This is a genomic window from Acinetobacter sp. 22512 (genome assembly GCF_052044755.1).
Lineage (GTDB): Bacteria > Pseudomonadota > Gammaproteobacteria > Pseudomonadales > Moraxellaceae > Acinetobacter > Acinetobacter pittii.
Window position 1 is genome coordinate 81,991 of record NZ_JBQENP010000002.1, and the last position, 24,983, is coordinate 106,973.

General features: G+C 39.4%; 20 protein-coding genes, 2 tRNA genes and 1 pseudogene. 10 read left to right on the plus strand and 13 right to left on the minus strand.

The features are described from left to right. Positions 1-83: 83 nt before the first annotated feature. A tRNA-Glu gene (locus ACTJJG_RS03375) sits at positions 84-159 on the plus strand. 29 nt (positions 160-188) lie between these two features. Beyond that, positions 189-264: transfer RNA gene (locus ACTJJG_RS03380), tRNA-Glu, on the plus strand. A gap of 91 nt (positions 265-355) precedes the next feature. Here the strand turns inward: ACTJJG_RS03380 and ACTJJG_RS03385 are convergent. Further along, a complete protein-coding gene (locus ACTJJG_RS03385) occupies positions 356-1,303 on the minus strand; it encodes a hypothetical protein (RefSeq protein ID WP_372552659.1) in 948 nt (315 codons plus the stop codon). 273 nt (positions 1,304-1,576) lie between these two features. Between ACTJJG_RS03385 and ACTJJG_RS03390 the strand changes: the two genes are divergently transcribed. Then, on the plus strand, positions 1,577-1,915 hold the full coding sequence (locus ACTJJG_RS03390) for a hypothetical protein (RefSeq protein WP_002117013.1): 339 nt from the start codon (positions 1,577-1,579) through the stop codon (positions 1,913-1,915). Between the two features lie 19 nt (positions 1,916-1,934). Here ACTJJG_RS03390 and ACTJJG_RS03395 read toward each other — a convergent pair whose 3' ends face one another. From ACTJJG_RS03395 to ACTJJG_RS03435, 9 genes are all read right to left on the minus strand, one after another. Continuing rightward, positions 1,935-2,891 (minus strand): cation diffusion facilitator family transporter, encoded by a 957-nt coding sequence (locus tag ACTJJG_RS03395; RefSeq protein ID WP_002116718.1) that lies wholly within the window; start codon positions 2,889-2,891, stop codon positions 1,935-1,937. Positions 2,892-3,023: 132 nt separating this feature from the next. Then, complete coding sequence (locus tag ACTJJG_RS03400; protein WP_017400513.1) at positions 3,024-6,182, minus strand: efflux RND transporter permease subunit; 3,159 nt, start codon at positions 6,180-6,182, stop codon at positions 3,024-3,026. Beyond that, complete coding sequence (locus tag ACTJJG_RS03405) at positions 6,172-7,380, minus strand: efflux RND transporter periplasmic adaptor subunit (protein ID WP_044424943.1); 1,209 nt, start codon at positions 7,378-7,380, stop codon at positions 6,172-6,174. Before ACTJJG_RS03405 ends, ACTJJG_RS03400 begins: the two co-directional genes overlap by 11 nt. Continuing rightward, entirely contained in the window at positions 7,380-8,789 is a 1,410-nt protein-coding gene (locus tag ACTJJG_RS03410; protein ID WP_069120221.1) for a TolC family protein, read from the minus strand. Before ACTJJG_RS03410 ends, ACTJJG_RS03405 begins: the two co-directional genes overlap by 1 nt. 57 nt (positions 8,790-8,846) lie before the next feature. Then, positions 8,847-9,239 carry a cation efflux protein, CzcI-like gene (locus tag ACTJJG_RS03415; protein ID WP_002116733.1) on the minus strand — a complete coding sequence of 131 codons (393 nt, stop codon included), beginning with the start codon at positions 9,237-9,239 and terminating at the stop codon, positions 8,847-8,849. Between the two features lie 196 nt (positions 9,240-9,435). Further along, positions 9,436-9,609, minus strand: a complete 174-nt coding sequence (locus ACTJJG_RS03420; RefSeq protein ID WP_005067037.1) for a hypothetical protein — start codon at positions 9,607-9,609, stop codon at positions 9,436-9,438. Between the two features lie 144 nt (positions 9,610-9,753). Further along, positions 9,754-10,371 carry a methyltransferase family protein gene (locus tag ACTJJG_RS03425; protein ID WP_017400516.1) on the minus strand — a complete coding sequence of 206 codons (618 nt, stop codon included), beginning with the start codon at positions 10,369-10,371 and terminating at the stop codon, positions 9,754-9,756. Continuing rightward, positions 10,362-10,556: a hypothetical protein gene (locus tag ACTJJG_RS03430; protein WP_005067033.1), complete on the minus strand. Its 195-nt coding sequence runs from the start codon at positions 10,554-10,556 to the stop codon at positions 10,362-10,364. Before ACTJJG_RS03430 ends, ACTJJG_RS03425 begins: the two co-directional genes overlap by 10 nt. Positions 10,557-10,612: 56 nt before the next feature. Beyond that, positions 10,613-11,011, minus strand: coding sequence for a cation efflux protein, CzcI-like (locus ACTJJG_RS03435; RefSeq protein ID WP_002116970.1), 399 nt, complete (start codon positions 11,009-11,011; stop codon positions 10,613-10,615). A 148-nt stretch (positions 11,012-11,159) separates the two neighbouring features. Between ACTJJG_RS03435 and ACTJJG_RS03440 the strand changes: the two are divergent. Next, positions 11,160-11,853: pseudogene (locus ACTJJG_RS03440) on the plus strand (hypothetical protein). Between the two features lie 340 nt (positions 11,854-12,193). Next, entirely contained in the window at positions 12,194-12,577 is a 384-nt protein-coding gene (locus ACTJJG_RS03445) for a tetratricopeptide repeat protein (protein ID WP_069120222.1), read from the plus strand. Between the two features lie 44 nt (positions 12,578-12,621). On the opposite strand, the gene ettA is transcribed toward ACTJJG_RS03445, so the two are convergent. Then, complete coding sequence (ettA, locus tag ACTJJG_RS03450; RefSeq protein ID WP_005067029.1) at positions 12,622-14,283, minus strand: energy-dependent translational throttle protein EttA; 1,662 nt, start codon at positions 14,281-14,283, stop codon at positions 12,622-12,624. Positions 14,284-14,578: 295 nt separating this feature from the next. On the opposite strand from ettA, the gene ACTJJG_RS03455 reads away from it, so the two are divergent. Then, a complete protein-coding gene (locus ACTJJG_RS03455) occupies positions 14,579-15,856 on the plus strand; it encodes an O-acetylhomoserine aminocarboxypropyltransferase/cysteine synthase family protein (protein ID WP_069120223.1) in 1,278 nt (425 codons plus the stop codon). Positions 15,857-16,130: 274 nt separating this feature from the next. Beyond that, positions 16,131-17,021 carry an SDR family NAD(P)-dependent oxidoreductase gene (locus ACTJJG_RS03460; RefSeq protein WP_002116932.1) on the plus strand — a complete coding sequence of 297 codons (891 nt, stop codon included), beginning with the start codon at positions 16,131-16,133 and terminating at the stop codon, positions 17,019-17,021. A 68-nt stretch (positions 17,022-17,089) separates the two neighbouring features. Here ACTJJG_RS03460 and ACTJJG_RS03465 read toward each other — a convergent pair whose 3' ends face one another. Both ACTJJG_RS03465 and ACTJJG_RS03470 read right to left on the minus strand, forming a co-directional pair. Beyond that, positions 17,090-19,276, minus strand: coding sequence for a SulP family inorganic anion transporter (locus tag ACTJJG_RS03465; RefSeq protein ID WP_032057225.1), 2,187 nt, complete (start codon positions 19,274-19,276; stop codon positions 17,090-17,092). A gap of 295 nt (positions 19,277-19,571) precedes the next feature. Further along, a complete protein-coding gene (locus tag ACTJJG_RS03470) occupies positions 19,572-21,920 on the minus strand; it encodes a Tex family protein (RefSeq protein ID WP_017400519.1) in 2,349 nt (782 codons plus the stop codon). A gap of 656 nt (positions 21,921-22,576) precedes the next feature. Between ACTJJG_RS03470 and ompR the strand changes: the two genes are divergently transcribed. From ompR to ACTJJG_RS03485, 3 genes are read left to right on the plus strand one after another with little or no spacing between them, the layout of a single operon-like run. After that, positions 22,577-23,341 carry an osmolarity response regulator transcription factor OmpR gene (gene ompR, locus ACTJJG_RS03475; protein WP_000060753.1) on the plus strand — a complete coding sequence of 255 codons (765 nt, stop codon included), beginning with the start codon at positions 22,577-22,579 and terminating at the stop codon, positions 23,339-23,341. A gap of 17 nt (positions 23,342-23,358) precedes the next feature. Beyond that, a complete protein-coding gene (locus tag ACTJJG_RS03480) occupies positions 23,359-24,816 on the plus strand; it encodes an ATP-binding protein (RefSeq protein ID WP_032063594.1) in 1,458 nt (485 codons plus the stop codon). A gap of 33 nt (positions 24,817-24,849) precedes the next feature. Further along, positions 24,850-24,972, plus strand: a complete 123-nt coding sequence (locus ACTJJG_RS03485) for a hypothetical protein (protein WP_080779819.1) — start codon at positions 24,850-24,852, stop codon at positions 24,970-24,972. Positions 24,973-24,983: the final 11 nt, after the last annotated feature.

Genomic DNA, 24,983 nt, shown 5'->3' on the forward strand with positions numbered 1-24,983 from the left:
CTTGACTGTTTTTTTTAATATTTCTTCAGAAAACTATTTGACACTTTTATTAAATCGACCTAATATACGCCCACCTCTGAAACGTCCCTATCGTCTAGAGGCCTAGGACATCGCCCTTTCACGGCGGTAACCGGGGTTCGAATCCCCGTAGGGACGCCAATATTTTTTCAGATGTATGCCTCATATAAGTCCCTATCGTCTAGAGGCCTAGGACATCGCCCTTTCACGGCGGTAACCGGGGTTCGAATCCCCGTAGGGACGCCAAATTCTAAAAAGCCACTGCATAACGTCAGTGGCTTTTTTCTTGCCTAAAAAAATGAAAAGCTAATCAATGATTAGCTTTTCATATGCTCTCTCAACCCGCAATTCCCACTTGTACTTCAAGGCGACCTGACTGCACTCGTAGTCCTCTAATTTCAAACTGATCTACGAGCTGCTGCACAAGCTCACGACTTTCTCTCAAAATATTCAAGCCCGGTAAAATACTAAAATCAGTCAAACTTAAAAGCTTTTCAACCATCCATGAACGGTTGTTAATAAAGTCAATAAATCCTGCTTGCTCTAGGTCAATAAACCACATGCGATGCCCATCGCGTTGGATTCCGAGAATATCGCCAATCAAGTGATTAATGAGTGATGGAATAGGCAACATATTTACGACTTCGAAACCAACTCGACCAATACGGCGCACAGCCCAATTTGACAAGGTGCCGCCATGTCGAATCTGAACATCAAGACTTTCATCCATTTGTCGCAAACGTAAGAATTTTTCCTGCCCAATACGACATTCCAATACTTTAAAATCTAAACTCAAACGATACATGAAGCGATGATAATGCCCATCGATCTCGACTTGGAAACTGTCATTGCCGCATTTAATTTTAATATCATCAATTTCGGAGCGATCAATGCGCTTACGAATTTGATTATTTAATAACATTTCGGGTAAGTACAACGTTAAGGTACTTTTGCCCAAAAAAGTTCGCGCCATAATCAACGCGACTTGGCGTGCTGTTTCACTGGTTTCAGACACCATATCTCTTACAGTACCTGCTGCCAGATTTGTCATTCCGACAACTCCACGTCGTGTATGAGTAGTTACTTGATCGAGTGCGTCCAAAGCAGCATCAGCAACCTCTGCAATATTACGTGTCGTGTCGCTAGCAAACCCAACTGCATCTTGGGCATGTTGCAATGTCTTATGCAGTAATCGACGAGATAATGACGGTTTAGCGGTATCTGGGGTAGCTAAAACCGATGCTGTCGTTGTAGGCTGCGACTTATTGTCATCTTGTTGACCCAAGTCCCTCTCTCCTTTTTATATTTATCCCACATCCTATTCGAGTATTTAAGCTCATTTATTGTGCTAATCACACTTCATTTTTCTGTAGATTAGCATGCTCTACAATATTATTTTAATTTTTATGTGTACGGATAAATCATCTGTTTTTTATATTTCTTTGTTTATTCATAAGTAATTTTTCTGCTAACTCAACGCATTTCATCGATATCTTACAAATTTTTTTCTTTCTGCACATTTCCGTTAGAATAGATTCAAACTAAATGTGGAGTTCTCATGCAATATCGTTGCCCTAAATGTCAAAGTGTTAAAATTATGCCTGTGAGCCAAGGCGTGAACAGCGCAAAACCTGTCGTTCCTAAAAGTCTGGTTATCTTGATTCCTGCAATTTTTGTGCTTTTACTGTTAGTAGTCATTAGCATCTTTATGTGGATTTTTGGCAATGGTGCAGGTAGTTCTCTTCAAATCGCAACAGTAGTTGCATTTGTGGTTACTGTAGGGGCTGGTTTTATGTTCTGGCGTGATTTGCCTGATTTTAAATTGTCTATGCAAGCATTTATGCAGTCACAAAAACACTGGAAATGCCGTGACTGCAATAACGAATGGGAAATTTAAAAAAACTGTTCACATCAGCTTAATGCTGATGTGAATGTGCATTATCTGCTTCATCATGTTTATGCGAAGCATGCTGAGCAATGTGCTGACAATTAATCTCGGCATCGTCCTCAATTTGCAATGTCACTTCACCAATACCATGTTCATGAGAAAGCATTTCAACAGCATCTTGATACAACTTGGTACGATCAGCTTCAGGCGCAAATAAGTGCACGGTTAAATGGATATTTTTAGAAGTAATCGCCCACACTTTGAGTTGGTGAATACTCTCAACACCATTTAAAGAAAGTAAATCTGCACGTAGCTTCTCAATATCGACCTCTTCGGGTACACCTTCGAGCAAAATGTTAATACTTTGCTTAAGTAAAACCCATGTTCTTGGCAACACCCAAAATCCAATCAGTACTGCAATAAGCGTGTCAATCCAGTACCAATTAGTGAAGTAAATAATAATTGCACCAATAATAACGCCTACCGAGCCTAGTGCATCACTCAATACTTCTAGATAAGCACCTTTCACATTTAGGCTGTTATTGGCACTCGACATTAAAAGTTTCATTGAAATGAGGTTAATTACTAAACCAATAGTCGCTACAACCAGCATACCCACACTTTGAATTTCGGGTGGCTTAGAGAAACGGATATAGGCTTCATATAAAATATAAATTGCCACCACGAACAGCATGAGTGCATTAAATAAAGCGGCCAGAATTTCAAAGCGTTGATAACCAAAAGTACGCTTATTATCAGCGGGACGTTTTGAAATCTGAATTGCGACCAGAGCAATTGCCAAAGCAGCTGCATCTGTAAACATATGCGCAGCGTCAGAGAGCAACGCCAGACTTTGTGTGATTAAACCTGCAATAACCTCAACAATTAAAAATGTCGTAGTAAGCGCCAAGGCAATCGTTAATTTCTTGGCATTACCTTCAGTCACTACAGCATGACTATGGTCATGACCATGTTGTCCACCCATTTTGCGGACTCCTTATTATTTATCTTTATGGTGAGGTAAAAGTAACCATGAATTCATGCTTACCTTTACCTGTTTCAAATACTTTTCTGACTCAAACTTTTTCATCAAAAAAGATATCTCAAATCGATGACATTATGAATGCTCAACTTTATTCGTCTTGCTTTCATTCATCCATCGATAAATGACTGGCAATAAAACCAGCGTTAGTATCGTAGATGAAATAATGCCACCGATTACTACCGTTGCCAAAGGTCGTTGTACCTCTGCACCAGTTCCAGTTGCCAAAGCCATTGGAATAAAACCAAGTGAAGCAACAAATGCCGTCATTAATACAGGGCGTAGTCGCAGTACAGCACCTTTCCAAGTAGCTGCATGAACATCTAGGGTTGCTCTTAGCTCTTTAATGAATGTGAGCATGACCAAACCATTCAATACCGCAACACCTGATAAAGCGATAAACCCGACTCCAGCAGACATAGAAAGCGGAATATCTCTCAGCCACAAAGCGACTAATCCACCAGATAAAGCGAAAGGAACTCCGCTAAATACAAGTAAGCTGTCTTTAAAATTACTAAATACCGCCATCAGCAATACAAAGATCATGATGAGCGCCATCGGTACAACGATTTGCATTCTTGCAGTGGCAGAAGCAAGATTCTCAAACTGTCCTCCATAACCCAACCAATAACCGCTAGGTAGCTTTTGCTGCGCCAGTTTGCTTTGCATCTCTTGTACAAAAGACCCAAGGTCACGATCACGCACATTTGCCGTCACAATCACTCGGCGTTTGCCATTTTCACGGCTCACTTGAGCAAGGCCCAGAATATTTTCAACCTTGGCAACGTCTTGTAACTGGATCAGACCGCCGTTTGGTAAGCGAATCGGTAATTGTGCTAGCTGCTGAGGCGTACGCATGTTTTCCTGTAAGCGAATCACGAAATCGAAACGTCTATCGCCCTGTAAAATTTGCCCTACACTCTGTCCTCCAATACTCGCAGCGACAATATCCTGAATAGACTTGACTGATAATCCATATTGAGCCGCTAGTGCATGATTAACATCTACATTAAGTAATGGCAAACCATCGGTCTGTTCGACTTTGACTTCACTAGCACCTGGAATGCTACGTAGCTGTTGGGCTATTTTTTCTGCTTCCTGATTGAGGACTTGCATATCATCCCCAAAAACTTTCACCCCGATATCACTACGGACACCTGAAATGAGTTCATTAAAACGTAGTTCGATGGGTTGCGAGAATTCACTGTTATTACCAGGAATCTGATTCACGAATTGCAGCATTCTGGTACGCAATTCATCTACCGTTTCCTTCTGATTAGGCCATTGATCATGTGGCTTTAGTAAAACAACACCATCGGAAATATTAGGAGGCATGACATCGGTAGCAACCTCGGCTGTTCCTGTTCTTGCAAAAATAGCCTTAATTTCAGGAAAAGCTTTGAGTAACTGCTTTTCTACGGTCTCTTGAATCCTAAGTGATTCCTCTATACCAGTACTTGGCGCACGCATGAGTTGCAAGGCAAAATCCCCCTCACTGAGTTGAGGCGCAAACTCACTACCTACTCTTGTTGCAATTGCACCAGTAAGAATCAAGATGCTGACTGCTGCCGTTACAACAACATATCGGAAAGCATAAGCTTTATCGAGTAAGCCTGCATAACCTTTTTTCAGCATCATCATCCAGCGGCTTTCTTTTTCCTTCACTTCACCCGTAACAAACAGAGCTACTGCTGCTGGCACAAAGGTCACAGATAAAATAATTGCTCCTAATAATGCTAGGACAACGGTCATTGCCATAGGATGAAACATCTTTGCTTCAACGCCTGCTAAAGCAAAAATTGGTAGGTACACGACCATAATGATGATCTGACCAAATATTAATGGTCGGCGTGCCTGTTTAGCCGCTAGAAAGACCTCAGTGAAACGTTCGGAACGTGTTAATAAGCGACCTTTTAAATGCTGCGCTTCAGCTAAACGCCGAATACAGTTTTCAACAATAACAACGGCCCCATCAACAATGATCCCGAAGTCCAAAGCACCCAAACTCATCAGGTTGGCACTGATTTTTTGTTCCGCCATACCTGTTAAGGTAAAAAGCATTGCCAATGGGATAATACAAGCAGTGATTAAAGCGGCGCGAAAGTTTCCTAAAAAAATAAAAAGGATAACGATGACTAAAATCGCCCCTTCAATCAAATTTTTAGCTACTGTTTTAATCGCTTTATCTACGAGGCTACTACGATCATAGACTGTTTCAATCACCACGCCCTGAGGGAGTGATCTTTGAATTTCCTGAACTTTGTCGTCAATCGCCTTAGCAATAGTTTTACTGTTTTCACCCATCATCATCATGGCGATACCTAAAACAGTTTCCTGTCCATTATAGGTAGCACCACCTGTACGCAAATCATGACCAATCGATACTGACGCTACATCCGCAACCCGTATAGGTAAACCGTTTTTAGTGGCGACCGTAACATTCTGGATATCTTGTATCGATGTCAGCATACCCGGAACACGAACTGTGAGTTGCTGACCATTCTCTTCAATAAATCCAGCACCGCGGTTTTCATTATTATTTTGAAGCGCATCCTGTAAGTCGGTGAGTGGAATTTGCAACTGTTGTAACCGTGTCAGATCTGGAGAGACCACATAGGTTTTGTTATATCCACCAATGCTATTAACCTCGGCTACCCCTTGTACACGTTGTAACTGGGGCCGAATAATCCAGTCTTGAATTTCACGCAGGTCCATCGCGCTATAAGCTGAACCATCTGCTTTTTTAGCATTTGGCTCTGCTTTTACCACCCATTGATAAATCTCACCGAGTCCAGTCGAAATTGGAGACATTTGCGGATCAATGCTATCTGGTAAAGCACTCTTAGCTTCTTGTAAACGTTGGTTAATCAGCTGTCTTGCCCAGTAAATGTCAGTACCATCTTTAAAGATAATCGTGACCTGAGAAAGACCATATCTGGAAATTGAACGAGTCTGTTCCAGATTGGGAATACCAGACATGGCATTTTCAATCGGATAAGTAATTCTTTGCTCAACTTCAGGTGCTGTAAAACCATTGGCCTGACTATTGATCTGCACCTGTACATTGGTGATATCAGGCACGGCATCAATTGAAAGTTTTTGGTAGCTATAAATTCCGACACCAATCCAAGCAATAACAAACATCATGACCCAAATGGCGTTGTTAATTGAAAACTGAATGATCCGATCAAACAAACCTTCAGCCTCTGGCAAATCAGGTTTATTAATGTCCATGCTCAGCCTCCCCTTTTTCAAGTTCGGACTTAAGCAAGAAACTACCTTGAGTCACATATTGCTGTTTTTCAGTAATTCCTGATTTAACTTCTACCCATTGTGCATCTGAAGAATAATTGCCTAACTCAACGGCAACAGGGGCAAAATGAATTTTGTCCTTCTCCTGTTTTGCAATAAAGACGACATTCTTTCCATCAATCTGTTGTATCGCTGTCTTGTTAACCCGTAATACAGTCGCTGCATTATTTTGTTTCAGTAACACATTGACCATTAAGTTAGGGCGTAATTCTTTTGAAGGTGTTAGTACCTTGGCACGAACCTGTAAACGACCAGTTTGAGTATCTGCTTCTGAAGTTAGGCTTTGCACCTGCGCTTTAAAAATATTGTTCGTTTGCAACGATTTAAATTCAATTTCCTGATTAGGCTGAATATTGGTATTTGCACTTGGTAGCACAAACTCGACCCATAACTGATCCAGGCGATCAATAACAAATAATTGTTTTTCAGGACCAATTTGCTCACCAATGACAATATCTTTATTACTGATTACACCACTTAAAGGTGCTGTTAAAACATATCGGCCTTTACTTGAGCGATTCGCTCCCAATGCAGATAAACGGCTATTTGCAGCTTGTACCTGAATTTGCGATTGACGATATGCATTGTAAGCGCGCTGGTAATCTTGACGTGCTGAAACCCCTTGTTCCCACAATTGTTTTTCACGTTGATAATCTTGCTGGGCTAATGTCAGTGCTTCTTGCGCCATGCTTAAGTTAGCTTGTTGATCGACCAAATCAGGTACAAATAAAGTCGCAAGCGCCTGACCCTTTTCAACTTGTTGTCCCAACGCAACATTTACGCTATCTACACGTGCTGAAAACGTTGAAGAGACATGTGCTTGCTGGTCTGTATTTACAACGAGTTTGGCCGGATAAGAGAGGCTCTGTTCAACTTCTCCACGTCCTACTTGCTCTAACTTCACTCCATATTCAACCAGTTGCTTAGAAGTCAGGTTTAAACTTCCTTCCTCTTTTTCAGATTCTTCATGACCAGCTTCACCCTCTGCATGCGCTTCTTCACCTTCATCAGTATTAGGCTGTTTTTTTCCAGAGAAAAATAACCAAGTACTTAAAGTAAGGCAGACAATCAGCAGCAAAATAGCAATAAGCCATTGGTTTTTCATTTTTTTAACTGACATTACTCTGCCCCTCCAACTATCGGCAAGTTATAGGTGTCTTGCCATAAATTTTGATTAATTTGATTTAATGCATCTCCAGACATCACCATATTTGGATCGATCCCGAGAGCTAAACTTTCCGCCTCAATTGCTTTTTGCCAAGCAGATTTAAGGAGTTGAACTTTCTTCAAACGTTGTTCTTGTAATTGAAGGGTAGATTGCTGAACATCGGTAATTGCAAATTTACCGACTTTAAAGCCAAGCAGCATTTTCTCTTGTACCGTCTCTGATAAAGGGATTTGCTGCTCATTCATTAAATTATATTGCTGCTTTAAACCCGCTAACTCGTACTGTAGAGTACGAATAGAATTCTCGCTTTGCTTTTTATAAAAGCTTTGCTGCTGGTCAATTAAATCGAGTTTGCTTTGTGCAACTCTTAGGGCATATTGCTGGCGATTAAAAATGTTTAAAGGAACCGCTATACCTACTCGGATCTGATTTTCGGTACTGCTCGTTTCTACGGTTTTACTACGAACCACGCCCATATTTACAGTAGGCGTAGGCCGATTTTTTGCCTTTAAATAATTAATTTCAGAATTTTGTTGCATTGCTTGAAGCCGCAGGGACTGTTCTAACAAATTCTGTTTTAAGTATTGATCGATATCACCTTCATTTTTTAAAGGCCACGCACTTTTTATATCTGGACGTAACGTGAAGTTATCTTCTGTCTCACCCCATAAGTTAGCCAATTTTCTTTTAGCACTACTCAGTGATAATTCAACTTCCTGATATAAACGCTGATTTTCAACATGCGTCATGAGAGTTCGATCTAAATCAACCTGAGCAATACTGCCTGCCTGAAAGCGTAAGCGGGTAGCATCAAGAAGATTTTTACTCGTTCTTAACTGGGCTTTAGCAACTTCATGTTCAAGCTCTAAAATAGATACTTGTGACCATAAATATTTTACCGCCAGCTTCAGTTGAGCCTGATATAAAACCTGATTTAACTCAACTTGATTTTGCTGAACACTTGCCAGTTTTTTTGCTGCAGAACGTACACCAAAAATATCTAGTTTTTGCGAGATCCCAAGTTCTAATTCCTGATCTTTTCCAGATTTAAAACCCGTTTGCTGTACAGAAACCGTCGGATTTTCCCATAGCTGGCTCTGTTTGATATTGCTCGCGGCGATATCTTGTTGAGTTTGCCAAATTCCTGTTTGAGTCTGAAACTGCTTAACCTGATCGAGCACCTGTTCAAACGTTAAAACATTCTGTACACGCTGTGGTTGTGTATTCTCAGCAAGGTTCTGATTTGAACTGGCTGCGTTTGTTACGACACCAGTTGAAAGTGCAACAGCAACAACTAATGATTTAAATACCCAAGATGTACTCAGACTAACGAAACTTTTTTCGTATAAAAAAATAGACATAAAATAACCCTATGAAATAAATAATATTTCTGGTGGGCTAATTTTCGGCTACCCCACCTATAGCAGGGTTAAAACAGGAGGCGGGTCTTGTTTAGAGATATGAGGGGACTTATAAGAATTGGACCAATAATATTGTTGTTTTGGCTCAGATGACTGTATTAACGGTGAAACAAGTTTTTCTTGTGCTTCTACAATCACAACATGAAAACATGAAGGCAAATGGTCATGATGATCGGACAAGTTTAAGGGAGCTTTATGAGTCCCTACGATATCTGTCTTTTCCGTATGGCTATGCTGTGAAGCTTCATAACTCAACGCTGCATGATGACCAAAATGATGTAATGCCTTTTCCTGATTTTCATGGGCGCAAAATGCCGCTGCCACATTCCATAAACTTTGGAATATAAGCAAACAGAATAAGACGGACATGAAAAGTGCAGAACGTGGCAACAGCACACCATTAAACTAAGAAGTTGAACAAAGCCACTATAGCAGGCAGTGGGCATGTAATAAAATTACATCTATAAGTAGCAGTATAGAAACGATTCTAATCTCGCCTGAGTAAAGATAAGAATAAATCATTAAAAATCTCTATCTTTACTCATAGGAAACTAATTATTAAGTAATTAGTTTCCTACAAAAGAAATTATTTACGCTTACAAGTTAAATGAGGGTTCTTACTTTCTTCAGCTTTAGCTTTTGTTTCTTGCTGAGACTTAATATTCTTTTCGAGGAATATTAACCCTCCATCAGCATGAGCCAAACTTGTTGAAAGAAGTAAAACCATCAAAACCGATTTTGTATTTAGTTTAATAGACATAATAATCACCAGATCTAAATATTCATAATTTATTTAAGGACTTAGCCCAGAAATAAAATTAATTTTTCGCATACCTTAGTTAATCAATTCAGGACAAATCTTCTGAGTCTCTAAGAAGCATGCGGATATACTTTCATTTCATTTTTAGAACCAACTAAATAATGAAGGGAGAACACCGTGCAGTCGCAACTCATCAAAAAGTTGGACTAAGGCCGCAACCCAGATAAACCACACCACCTGCGTCAAAAAAATACGGAAATGCTTCGGTGAAACCTGATAGAACTCAGGCTCTTTAAAATTTTTGAAACTTGGTAAAAAGCGTGGAATTGTCTTTATATAATCTGAATATGCAGTTCCATATTTTTCACTCAGGAATGCTTCTTCTTGGCGTATAACAAAATGGTAGTAACAGAGAAAATAAAGCGTGAATACTATTGGAAAGATAAACGTCTCTGTAATCAACATGATCCCGACTCCACCCAGATAACTAAACAGATAGAGTGGATTTCTACATAAAGAATAGGGACCGTCTGTCACCAACTTGGCATTCTTAAATCCGGAAATGTAAAGACTGCACCATATTCTTCCCATTACTCCGATGCCCACAAAAAACCATCCAAAGAACCATAAAATATGTTCTATAAATGCCGCTTGGAAATGCCATTTACTAAAACTTAAAGCAAGAATAATAGCTAAAATCAGCCCAATCACTCGGGAGCTCACAGTTCTAACACGGGGGGAAAATAAAATATTCATTTCCATAAACCTCCATCACTGTGAATCATCAGAGATGAGATAACCGACTCATTAAAATGATATTTTTGTTTTCCCGAAAGATTTGACAGAACCTTATATCCCGCCTTGTCATTAACATAAAGACGTGAATGTTTAAGCGAGTAATCTACATAGAAGATTGCTGCGCTTTGTTTGCACATATAATTAAGCATAAAATAACCCTTTGAAATAAATAAATTTCTGGTGGGTTATTTTTCGGCTACCCCACCTATAGCAGGGTTAAGACAGGAGGGGGATTTAAAGAGCCAAGATACGGAGACTGATAAGAATTAGACCAGTAATAGATTTGTGAAAGCTCATGTACACGCACAAAAGGTTCTTGAGCTTGTTGTGCATTTTCAGTCATCACTACATGAAAACATGAAGGTAAATGATCGTGATGATCTTGCCAGCTTAATAGAGCATTATCAGAATTTTCTACAATACCCACATGTTCAGTCTGCATATGGTCTGAAGATTGATATACATTTAAATCTGCATGATGACCGAAATGTTGTAATGCCATTTCCTGATTTTTATGCACGCAAAATGCCGCTGCAACATTCCATAAGCTTTGGAATATAAGCAAACTAAACAAGACGGACATAAAAACTGTAGAACGTGGCAACGGTACACCATGACAGTAAATTGCACAAAGTCACTATAGCAAGCGATACCAATGTAATAAAATTACAAAATGATTTTTGGTTAATTTATCGCTGTTTTAAAAAAGTTTTTTCTTTAGAAAAATTAATTTCCTGTTTTGAGTTCCTGCAATGTATAAACTATTTTCTACTCTACTTGTTGTCGTCTGTTTAAATTTGAGTGCTTGTGCCACGACATTACTTTCAGAAGCCTTACCTGACGAAACCACAAGAACCGAGAAAATCTTTTTAGCAAAAGATCAAATCATTGCTTTAGGACAAGCTGTTCAAAACCAGCAAGAACAAGGGATCATTTTTGTAGGCCAAGATTTTAGTTACTTAATGACCGAGGGAAGCGCTGAGCTATCAAAACTTCTTCATGCAATCCCAGCAGATCAGCGAAGTCTGACCAATCCGTCCCCACTGGTACTGACCATGGATGACCCAAATCATTTTCATGGAGAACTTCAATTCCTATATAAAACTCCTCTATTCGCTCTTTCTGAACAACAAAAAGAAAATTTAAAAAAACCTAGGATTTAAAAATCATTTTGTTGTGATAGAAAATCAAAAAGATGTTTTATATCCTTACGCTTTTCTTAGCTTTAAAGGACAAATATATAAAGCTCCAGACATACAAAAAATTCAACAAACTCTTCCCATTCCTTATCCTATCGCCTTACACCAAAAAGATGAAATAACAAAGAAACATCCGTTTAAACGTGTAACTCGTATGGCACTTTATCCGTTAGCGATGGCATTTGATGTGGTCACGGTGGCCCCTTCTCTGATCTGGGCAGACTTACGAGGTGACTTTACAAGATAGAAGTCCCTAGGCAAAACTAATTAACTAGCTCTTAAGCTGGTTTTGTTTAAAGAAATTTCTTTTGTTTGATATTTATAAATTTTCTCAAAAGTCTTTTGCGTTAAATAATAGCTATTTTTTAATTTTAAAAGCTCTAATTTCCCTTAAGAATGCCACTATTCTCATAGTAGTTTCACTTAGCGTAAAAACACGTGTAACTTTTATGTAAGCCAAAACTTCATTATTTTTCATCCAAATGCGCTATATCACATTTACAAAAAAAAACATAATATTTCAATATAAGGGACTAGCTTAAAAGTGTGAGTCAATTCAATTAAATTGAGGAACAAGGGAGACTATCATGAATATGAAATCAATCAAGTATAGGCTTAATCACTTGTTTGCTTTTGAAAACTTACCTTCTGATATGCATTCACAAGCAGTTGATGAAATTGAACAGGGTTTACGCTTTGAGGAACTGGCCGAGCAAGACCATGAACGTATGCAAAACTGGTTAGATGTAACTCCTAACGACCGAAATGCTATGTGGTGCTACCTACGAGCAGCTTTACGTGGTAGCTCTGACGCTTCTTTTAAGCTTGGTATCGGTTATATAAATGGTCAATTTGGATTAGATAAAAATTATCGTGAAGCTGAAAAATGGCTACAAAAAGCAGCAAGTCAGGGACATCCCGATGCTGAACGCTGCTTACAAGAAGCGTTTAGCAAGCTCGCATTTTCTTAAAATAAAAAACCAGCCCTTAGGCTGGTTTTTTAAATTAACAGAGATTATCCGCTAATTTTTTTGTATTTAGTACGTTTTTGAACAGCGTCTTCACCTAAACGTGACTGACGGTATGCTTCATATTCTGCATAGTTACCTGTGTAGAATTCTGGCTGTTCATTTTCGAATGACAAGATGTGTGTCGCGATACGGTCAAGGAACCAACGGTCATGCGATACCACCATTACCGTACCTGGGAATACAAGAATTGCATCCTCAAGCGCACGTAAAGTTTCAATATCCAAGTCGTTTGATGGCTCATCCAGTAAGATAACGTTTGCACCTTGCTGTAAAATTTTCGCAAGTTGTAAACGGTTACGCTCACCACCAGACAATTCGCCTACGCGTTTTTGCTGGTCTTGGCCTTTAAAGTTAAAGCGGCCGATATAAGCACGTGAAGCAATTTCATAATCGCCCACTTTCAAGATATCTAAACCACCAGACACTTCTTCCCAAACAGTTTTGTTATTGTCTAGAGTGTCGCGAATCTGCCCTACGTAAGCCACTTTAACTGACTCACCTAAAGTCACAGTACCTGTATCAGGTTGCTGTTCGCCAGTCATCATACGGAATAATGTTGTTTTACCCGCACCGTTTGGACCAACGATACCTACAATTGCTGTTGGAGGTACAGTAAACGATAAGTTTTCGTACAATACACGGCCGTCAAATGATTTGCTGATACCTTCCACTTCCACAACTTTATTACCCAAACGAGGGCCAGGTGGAATGTAGATTTCAGACGTTTCATTACGTTGCTGGAATTCTTTAGAGTTAAGCTCTTCAAAACGCTCCATACGCGCTTTGTTTTTCTTTTGCTGACCTTTCGCATTTGAACGAACCCATTCAAGTTCTTTTTTCAATGCCTTAGCAAAAGATTCTTCTTGTTTCTGCTCTTGTTCTAAACGAGCATTTTTTTGCTCTAACCAAGAAGAATAGTTACCTTGGTAAGGAATACCATGCCCACGGTCAAGCTCCAAGATCCACTCGGCAACGTTATCCAAGAAATAACGGTCATGCGTAATCGCAACGATTGTGCCAGGGAAATCTTTCAAGAAGCGCTCTAACCAAGAAACAGATTCTGCATCTAAATGGTTCGTTGGTTCGTCAAGAAGCAACATGTCTGGCTTCGAAAGCAATAAACGGCAAAGTGCTACACGACGGCGTTCACCACCTGAAAGCTTAGTTACGTCTGCATCCCAAGCTGGAAGGTTCAAGGCATCTGCCGCGATTTCAAGCTGGTTATTTAAGTTATGTGCATCCCAAGCATGGATAATTGATTCTAATTTTTCCTGCTCTTTTGCAAGTGCATCAAAATCTGCATCCGGATCTGCATATTCTGCAAAAACCTGATCAAGGCGCTCTAATGCATCTAAAGCTTCACGCACGCCATCTTCAACGTTACCACGAACGTCTTTAGTCGGATCAAGAGGTGGCTCTTGCTCTAAATAGCCGATTTTAATTCCAGGTTGTGCACGAGCTTCACCAGAGAAATCTTTATCTACGCCAGCCATAATACGAAGCAAGGTAGATTTACCTGCACCGTTCAAACCGAGTACACCAATTTTGGCACCCGGGAAAAATGATAAAGAGATGTCTTTTAAGATTTCGCGCTTTGGCGGAACCATCTTAGACACTCGGTTCATCGTATAAATATATTGGGCCACGCAGGACTCCTCAATTGAAAAACCAATACATCGCATAAGCGATAAATAATCGCGCGTATTATACGCTGAAAACCTCGATGACTTGAAGTTATGATTTCCATCGTACGGATTTATCAAACAATTTTCTTTTTCAATAAGTTGCAAAATGTTTATGGATAAGATTTATACAACGTTTCAGCGTATATTTTTCTATCTATATTCCTAAAATTAGAAAACAAACCAGAATTTCTGCAATTTTCTATTTAACTTTTAAGCTAGACTCGCTCAATATTTAACTCACGAAGATGAAGTAATCATGACTTATAAAGATGAAACCTTAGCAATTCATGCTGGCTATTCACCCGAAGCGACAACAAAAGCCGTTGCGGTCCCTATTTATCAAACAACTTCGTATGCATTTGATAATACACAGCACGGTGCCGACCTTTTCGATTTAAAAGTTCAGGGCAATATTTATACTCGCATTATGAACCCGACCACTGCTGTGCTTGAGCAACGCCTTGCTGCTCTCGAAGGCGGAATTGGTGCTTTAGCCTTGGCTTCTGGAATGGCAGCGATTACCTATGCTGTCCAAACGATTTCAGAAGCGGGAGACAACATTGCCTCCGTCTCAACTCTATATGGCGGAACTTATAATTTATTTGCCCACACCTTACCAAAACAAGGCATTGAAGTTCGCTTTTTTGATTATCAACAGCCGGAAAGCTTACGTAACTTAATTGATGATAAAACTAAACTTGTTTTTGTTGAGTCAATTGGGAACCCACTCGGAAATATTATCGATTTAGAAGCAATTTCAAAAATTGCACATGAATATGGCGTACCTGTCATCGTTGATAATACTGTTGCTACCCCTGCCTTATTAAAACCATTTCAATATGGCGCCGATATCGTTATCCATTCGCTTACGAAATATATTGGTGGACACGGTAATAGCATTGGTGGCGCGATTATCGATAGCGGTAAATTCCCTTGGGGTAAATATCCAGAGCGTTTTAAAGTTTTGAACACGCCAGACCCAAGTTATCACGGCGTTAATTATGTTGAGGCATTAGGCGAGGCTGCCTATATAGCACGAGCTCGCGTTGTACCATTGCGTAATACAGGCGCGGCAATTAGCCCGCTCAGTGTCTTCTTGATTTTACAAGGCCTCGAAACTCTAAATCTCCGCATGGAGCGTCATACTGAAAATGCGCAAAAAATTGCAGAGTATTTACAGACCCATCCAAGAGTAAAATGGGTGAATTACGCAGGTTTAAAAGATCATCCGCAGCACCAGCTTGCTCAAAAATATGTAAAAGGTAAACCTTCTGCAATTTTATCTTTCGGTGTACAAGATGGGCGTGAAGGAGGTACTCGATTCATTGATGCACTTCAGCTATTTACTCGTCTTGTAAACATTGGTGATGCGAAAAGTTTGGCTTGCCACCCTGCAACTACGACTCACCGTCAGCTCAATGAACAAGAGCTTAAATCTGCTGGCGTAAGTGAAGATATGGTTCGTCTTTCCATTGGAATTGAGCATATTGATGACTTAATTGCCGATTTAGAACAAGCACTTTCAGCTGTATAACTTTTAAACTATTTATCAAGCCTCTGGAAATAGAGGCTTTTTTCATTTTCTTGTTCATTTTATAACTAAAATAATTAATGGATTAAGATACTATTTTAGAGTTTTTACTCTAAATAAATTGTTAAATTTCATATATTTACAGGCTAGACAATTTTTAAACATCTATTAAGATAAAGACAATATTTATGAGTTCATCTGGATGAATCTACGGTTGTAAAAAATAAAAATTACATACCGGAATAAATAGTCCCTGCCCCTACTTAGGTAAAATGCTGTGAATAAAAAATTAGAAGCTCTGTTCCAGGAAAAGGTACAAGATAAAGTCATTTTAGTGACAGGCGCCTCGAGTGGAATCGGATTAACGATTTCAAACAAACTTGCTGATGCTGGAGCCCATGTTTTACTGGTTGCCCGTACTCAAGAAACTTTAGAAGAAGTAAAAGCAGATATCGAAAAACGTGGTGGTAAGGCATCAATTTTCCCATGTGATCTCAACGATATGGAAATGATTGACCAAGTTTCTAAAGAAATTTTAGCAACTGTGGATCACATTGATATTTTAATTAATAACGCAGGTCGCTCTATTCGCCGTGCTGTACATGAGTCTTATGATCGTTTTCATGACTTTGAACGCACGATGCAATTAAATTATTTTGGCGCGGTTCGCCTAGTTCTCAATATCTTGCCGCATATGATTCAGCGCAAAGACGGACAAATCATTAATATTAGCTCGATTGGTGTTTTAGCAAACGCTACTCGCTTCTCTGCATATGTCGCATCTAAAGCAGCTCTTGATGCATTTAGCCGCTGTCTATCTGCCGAAGTTCATGCACACAAAATCGCAATTACTTCAATTTATATGCCATTGGTTCGTACCCCAATGATTGCACCAACTAAAATTTATAAATATGTTCCAACCCTTTCACCTGAGCAGGCTGCTGACTTAATTGCTTATGCAATTGTAAAACGTCCAAAACGTATGGCAACCAACTTAGGTCGCTTAGCTTCAATGACTTATTCTGTAGCGCCAGGCATCAATAATATGTTTATGTCGATTGGTTTCCGTTTATTCCCAAGTTCAGATGCAGCGAAGGGACAAAAAACTGAGAAATTAAACTGGGCACAAAAAGCTTATGCACGTATTTTCCCTGGTGAACACTGGTAATTTTGAGTTAAACGCATAACGAATAAAAAGCGCCTTAACTAAGGCGCTTTTTTTAACTAAAGGACTGATCAATCAAGAAACTGAACGTGCCCTGTTTTTACATCATAAATTGCACCCACAACTACGATCTCACCTCGATCAACCATATCTTTAAGCACACTGCTGTTATTAATAATGTACTGGATATTGTAATGAACGTTCATTGCTGTCACTTGGCTAATAAAAGCATTACCTAATTCACGTGGTTGCATAATGTCATATACGCTATCAACCGAATGCATTAATGGTCCAAGCACATATTGAATGTGTGGCATTTCCTTCACATCAGACACTTGCTTTTGCTCTAAACGCAATTGACATGCACTTGTTACCGCACCGCAATCGGTATGTCCTAAAACAACGATGACTTTAGAACCTTTGGCCTGACATGCAAACTCAAGTGAACCCAATACTTTTTGCCCAGCAATATTACCTGCAATTCGTAAGCTAAACAGATCACCAATACCCACATCAAAAATCATTTCGGTAGGGGCACGTGAGTCCATACACCCAAGGACTGCTGCAATCGGATGTTGCCCTTCATCTGCAGTCACACGAATTTGTCGGTAAATATCTCGTTGTAGACGTTCATTTTTTACAAAACGTTCGTTCCCTTCTTTAAGTAGGTTAACGACCTGTTGTGGACTCAGCTTTTGTTGCAAATCATGTGTACTAATATCAATATCAAGTACCGCATCATCAACATCTTGATAGTGCTGCTTAAACCCGACCAGTTTAAGATTTACTTGGCGTTTAATAGCCGTTTCACTTTGATAATCTTGAATAACTTGATAGATATCAGGATCGATCGAATCACATTGAGTTGCATCAATAATGAGTTGTTGATGTTTATGTACGTGTTCTAATGCCGAAATAAGCGCAGAACGATTAAGAAAGGTGACTTGAGAAGGAAGCTCAATACGAGTCACTACGCCATGCAAACGCTTCTCTCTATAAACACGAATACCTTTATTAAAATTGCCATAAAGAATAAAAGCACTACTGGTGAACAGACCAATTAAAATTCCCATTAAAAGATCGGTCAGCAAAATTGCAACTAAGGTAATAATAAAAGGTAAAAACTGTTTCCAACCTTTTTGATAAAGCTGTTTAAATAGTTTTGGATGAGTAAGCTTAAAGCCTGTGACAATAAGGATCGCGGCCAATGCAGACAAAGGAATCATGTTCATCAATGGCACAAAGAACAAAACCGCCAACAGCAACAATATCCCATGAATAATGGTAGAGCATTTACTACGCGCACCTGTATTCGCATTCACCGAACTTCGCACAATCACGGAAGTGACGGGCATACCACCTATTAAGCCCGAAACGATATTCCCTGTGCCTTGTGCCCAAAGTTCACGGTTCGGCGGAGAAGAACGTTTTTGAGGATCGATTTTATCTGCTGCCTCTAAATTCAATAACGTTTCTAAAGATGCAACGACAGCCAGAGTAATTGCCCCTGTGTAAATCATAGGCTCAGCTAAATAGCTAAAATCAGGGAAAATTAATACTTCTTCGGGAGCTTTTAATATATTCGGCAATTGAATGAGGTTATCAATTTGCACTGCCCATGCAGAACCCATACTCACCAAAATAAAATTTAAAACTGCTGCTAGTACAACCGCAATCAAAGCAGAAGGTAAAGCTAGTTTTTTAAGTGGACTGCTATCCCACGCTAAAATTAAAAATAAACTGAGTAAGCCAATAAGCGCTGCGCCTCCATCAAAACGTTGAAGGAATGCATCAGGTGTTGAAGTCCAAACTTGTTTCCATGAAAAATCAGAAAGTCCGAACAGATAAGGCAATTGCGTGGCAATCAGGATCACGCCAATAGCAGCTAATAACCCTAAAATGACATTATTTGGAATAAAGTTCGCAAAAAAACCTAACTTAAATAATCCAAATAGAATTTGTAGAACACCGGCAAAAATAATACATAATAAAAAGGCGGCATAATTGCCGCCTAATTGTTCTAACTGTACAAGGATGACAGCAGTCAGCCCTGCCGCTGGGCCTGCAACGCTAATGTGAGAACCACTTAGTAAACCCACAATAATGCCGCCCACAATACCTGCAATAATACCAGAGATGATGGGAGCACCTGAGGCTAAAGCAATACCCAAACACAGCGGTAATGCCACGAGGAATACGACAACTCCGGACAAGAGGTCTTTTAAATGAAATCTATTTTTCAGGTTTAAAACCGACATAAAACAACCATTTATAATATAAAGAAATAAGCAAAGTTGTACTATTACAGCCTGAAAGTGAGTAAATGCTTCAAGGCTGGGTTGATGATGTCTAACAACTGAATATCATTAAAGTTTAGTTATGCTATAACGTTGTGTATTTAATTGTGTATTTAACAACGATTTGTTGATCTTAAGATTCACCTCATCTTTACAACTGTTTTTTTCTTATTTTGCTTTTATATAATTATTTAAAACATAATATTTAACCCATAAAAAGGCCTCCAATTGGAGGCCTTTTTTAAACTAAAAATTCTTATTTAGAACCTTTAATTCCTGCTTGTAATAACAATGCACCTAAACCACCAATCTTTTGTTCTTGTGGCTTGTCTTGCTTGCTACGCTGAGGACGTTCAGCTTGATCTTTACGCGGTTGAGGACGTTTACCTTGAGGCTTACGCTCAAAACGCTGTTCTGTATTTTGTTCACGGCGTGTTGGGCGCTGCGCTTTTACAGGTGCAGAACCTTCAGCACGCATACTTAAGTTCACGCGGTTACGTTCAACATCAACCTGCATAACACGCACTTGTACGATCTGACCTGGTTTTACAACTTTATGCGGATCAGAAACGAACTCATTCGCTAACTCAGAAATATGAACTAAACCATCTTGATGTACACCAATATCAACGAAAGCACCAAAGTTTGTGACATTAGTGATCACACCCTCAAGTTGCATACCTTCAGTTAATTGGCCCACTTCAGTAATATCTTCGCGGAATTTAGCAGTACGGAACTCTGGACGCGGGTCACGACCCGGTTTTTCAAGTTCAGCTAATACATCTTGTACTGTTGGCAAACCAAATTTGTCATCAACAAATTCATCAGCTTTTACTTGGCGAATGATTTCGGTATTACCAATGATGTCTTTCACAGTTGTCGCTTTTGCTGCAACAATTTTCTCAACAAGACCATAACTCTCAGGGTGAACAGCAGAAGCATCTAAAGGTTCAGAACCATTTTGGATACGTAAGAAACCAGCCGCTTGTTCAAAAGTACGCTCGCCTAAACGTGGTACACTTTTTAAAGCTTGACGGTTATCAAAACGACCATGCTCTTTACGGTATTCAACAATTTGCTGAGCAATCGCTTTGTTTAAACCCGCAATGTAAGCCAAGATTGCTGGTGACGCCGTATTTACATCAACACCAACAGCATTCACACAGTCTTCGACTACAGCGTCAAGCGTTTTAGCCAAACCAGTTTGGTTTACATCGTGTTGATATTGACCTACACCAATTGATTTCGGATCAATCTTAACAAGTTCAGCAAGTGGATCTTGTAAACGGCGAGCAATCGACACTGCACCACGAATTGAAACATCAAGCTCTGGAAGTTCTGCCGCAGCAAGTTCACTTGCAGAGTAAACAGATGCACCCGCTTCACTTACAGTCACACGTGTTAATTTGAGGTCGGTGTTTGCAGCCATCATTTCAGCCACTACAGCTTCTGTTTCACGGCTAGCAGTACCATTACCAATAGCAATAAGCTCTACATTATATTCACGGCATAGACGTGCAAGTTCAGCAATAGAGCCTTCTTTATCTTCTTTAGGCGCGAATGGATAGATCGTGCTATGAGCAAGTACATCACCTGCATCGCTTACTACCGCAAGTTTCACACCAGTACGAATACCAGGGTCAACACCTAAAGTAGTACGACCACCTGCTGGCGCTGATAATAATAAATGACGAAGATTTTCAGCAAATACCTGCATTGCTTCTGCTTCGGCAGTAAGTCGTTTCTCTGTTAGCAATGAATGCTCGATTTGAGGACGAACTTTACCCAACCAGAATAATTTTGCAGTTTGTTTTAAAAAATCTTGACGTGCTTGAGGTTGAATTTGCTCAAGGTTGTATTCAGTTTCAATACGCGCTAATGGTGCATCATCTTCACCATCAACTTTTAAACCTAATACATTTTCTTGACGACCACGTAACATCGCCAATAGACGGTGTGAAGGTAATTTGTTTAAACCTTCAGAAAATTCAAAGTAATCACGGAATTTTTTACCGACTTCTTTCTTTTCTTCAGAAGCAACAGTACTTTTTAAAACCGCAGTTTTTGCAAAAGTTGCTTTTAATTCTGTAGTAAGCGCAATATTTTGTGCCCAGTCATCAATCAGAATATGCTGGATCGCATCTAACTGACTTTCAACATCTGGATAGTCTTCATGACTAAAACCAGCCAATGCTTCTGTCGGGTCAACTTGTTCTGCAATAATTTTTTCAGCAATCGGTCCTAAACCTGCTTCTTTTGCTTTAAAAGACTTACTTGTACGCTTAGGACGATACGGTGCATAAATTTCTTCTAAAGCATTTTTTGTTTCGGCTGCATTCACCCGCGCCAACAAGTCATCATTCAATTTATTCTGTTCTTGCAATGACTGAATGACCTTTTCACGGCGCTCATATAAATCACGTAAATACGCTAAACGAGTATCTAATTGGCGTAACTGCGTATCATCTAAACCTTGTGTTACTTCTTTACGGTAACGGGCAATGAATGGAACACTGGCACCTTCGTCAATTAAGCGGATGGCAGCTTCTACTTGGTTTGGACGTACGGCAAGCTCACTTGCCAACTGCTGAACTAAGTCAGTCATCGTGTTTGATCCCACAAGGATAAAGTTTAAAAGCACTGATTATAAAGACCAAGCCCATAAAATCCACACTTGTTTGCGTATTCAAAACGTTTTTTTGTATTGACTCTGAATATTTATACTTTTTACGACTACTAGAGCACGTAAAAACAGTGGTTTAAGTATGAAAAAGTTAAGACTGAACCCTACCTTTTAATCTTTATAAAATATAAACGTACGACTTATGTCATGAACATGACAAAAAATTAATATAATTTATGAGAAAATGATCATATTGATACATAGCCCAGAAGATAAAAATTTGAGGTTGAGCACTACTTTATTCTTCTAATTTCTTATCTACTCAGTTTTTTTATCTTATTCAGCAATCAAAAGTCTATTATATTTATTTCAAATAACTGATTTGAAACAATTAGTTATTACTATTGAGTTATTATAAATTTATTGAAAATTTAACTATTTGTTGTTTTAGGTCGGTCTTTGCTAAATTATGGGCTTAAGATGTTGTTTTTTGGTTTCAAACCACCTTGAAAATTGTAATTTTGAGCAAATTGATACATAGTCTAAACAAGAACATCGGCATTATACTGAGGGCTTGTTGGCAATAAGCCTATCCGACCCAATAATATATAAATTATGACTTTAAAAGGGAGTACATCATGAGTTTAGTTGTACCTGCTGAACATCCTGAAACCGTACACAACGAAACGGATCGTGTCGAACGTATTTTAGTGGTCGATGACGATGTGCGTTTACGTACCCTATTGCAACGTTTTTTGGAAGATAAAGGCTTTGTTGTAAAAACTGCCCACGATGCTTCTCAAATGGACCGTTTATTACAACGTGAGTTATTTTCACTTATCGTACTCGACTTTATGTTACCGGTTGAAGATGGTTTAAGTATTTGTCGTCGTTTACGCCAATCAAATATTGATACGCCAATCATCATGTTAACAGCACGTGGTAGCGATTCAGACCGTATTGCCGGTCTTGAAGCTGGTGCAGATGACTACTTGCCAAAACCATTTAACCCAAATGAGCTTTTAGCACGTATCCGTGCAGTATTACGTCGCCAAGTTCGTGAAGTTCCGGGTGCACCAAGCCAACAAGTTGAAGTGGTTAGCTTTGGCCCATGGTCTTTAGACTTGTCTACCCGCACACTGACACGCGAAGGACAAATCGTTACCTTAACAACTGGCGAATTTGCCGTATTAAAAGCATTGGTACAACATCCACGTGAACCATTAACACGCGATAAATTGATGAACTTAGCGCGTGGCCGTGAATGGGGTGCAATGGAACGTTCAATTGACGTTCAAGTTTCTCGTTTACGTCGTTTAATTGAAGATAACCCTGCACGTGCACGTTACATCCAAACTGTATGGGGTGTCGGCTATGTGTTCGTTCCAGATGGTGCTGAATAAGCTTGAGATAAGATAGAGTGAGTTTAGAACCAATCGCCCCACAGAACTTTACCGATTACGTGACCTATTCAGAGCGTAAACGGACTCGATGGGAACGTTTTCTCGATAAAATAAAGCCACGTTCTGCTGCCATGCGTACCACTATTCTGGTACTGCTGGTGGTGTTCTTTAGCTTATTTATGTCGTTATGGTTCTTTTGGCGCACTCTTTATTTACCTGAAATTCAACAGCACGCCCGTTATCTTGCGGTCGAGCTTGAGCTCGTCAATAATCCTGATATACGAATTTTTCATCGTGAAAATGAAGTAGATATTGATGCGTGGTTGCGTAATCGAGTCGGTATTGAATACGTTACCAACCCCAAAGAATATCCAAGTGTCCGAGAAAAGGTCATTGCCGAGTTTTTTACCAATCACGTCGAAAAAAAGCTGGCAAATGAGATCGGGACTAAAGACGTTACCGTTTATTTCCAGTTTAAACCGAGCCCACGCATTTGGATTCAAACACCTGAAATGCATGGAAACTGGGTTCGAGAGCCTTTAAAAACCTATGCCAACTACAGTCCTGAACTTTTAGTGGGTTGGGTCGTGGGTGTTCCATTACTGTCGGCTATCATTATTTTAATTTTGGTTCGACAGATGAACCGCCCTCTGCGTCGTTTGCAGAATGCTGCCAATGAATACAGTAAATCCGGAACAGCGCCGTACCTTGATACCAACCACGGTCCACTAGAAATTCGTCAAGTAAACCAAGCCTTTAATCGTATGGTCTACACACTCGATCAGACTGAGCGTGAGCGACGTATTATGTTGGCAGGTATTTCACATGATTTACGCACTCCACTTACACGCATACGTTTAACAGCAGAGATGCTGCCTGATGAGTTTTTACGTGAAGGCTTGGTCTACGATGTAGATGACATGGATGCAATTCTTAATCAGTTCATTTCGTACATGCGCGATGGATCAGATGAGGAGTTGAAAGACACCAATATCAACATGCTTTTGCAAGAACTTGTTGTGCAATTTAAACCTCTCGATATTCAATTCGAGATGCAGGATGTACCTATTATTCCGGCACGTAGCCTTTCTTTAAAAAGATTGATTGCCAACTTGATTAATAATGCAAAACGCTATGGTGCTGAACCGATAGAGCTCAGTGCAAAAGTTGAAAATGAATGTATTTTAATTACCGTTGCTGATCATGGCGAAGGCATTCCTGCAGATCAAATTGAAGAGTTAATGCAACCTTTTGTTCGCGGAGACTCAGCAAGAACCATTCAAGGTAGTGGTCTTGGGCTGGCTATCGTTAAACGTATTGTTGATATTCATCATGGTGAGATTCAAATTCATAATCGTGAACAAGGTGGTTTAGAGGTTATTATTTCTTTACCAATCCCAAAACCGACTACCGAAGAAAATACTACGACGAATCCTTTGGAAAAAATAAAACAAACTTTAAGTGAGCGCTTTTAATTTGATCAATCAACAATTAAAAGCCTTGTTTTAATTACAAATAAAAGCAATAAAAATCAATTAAATAAAGACCATAAATATAATTTATACCATCATTTATTTACAAAATTAGACCTTAGCCTAACACCTATGCACTTTTCAATTTTTCATAGCTAAAATCCCGTATG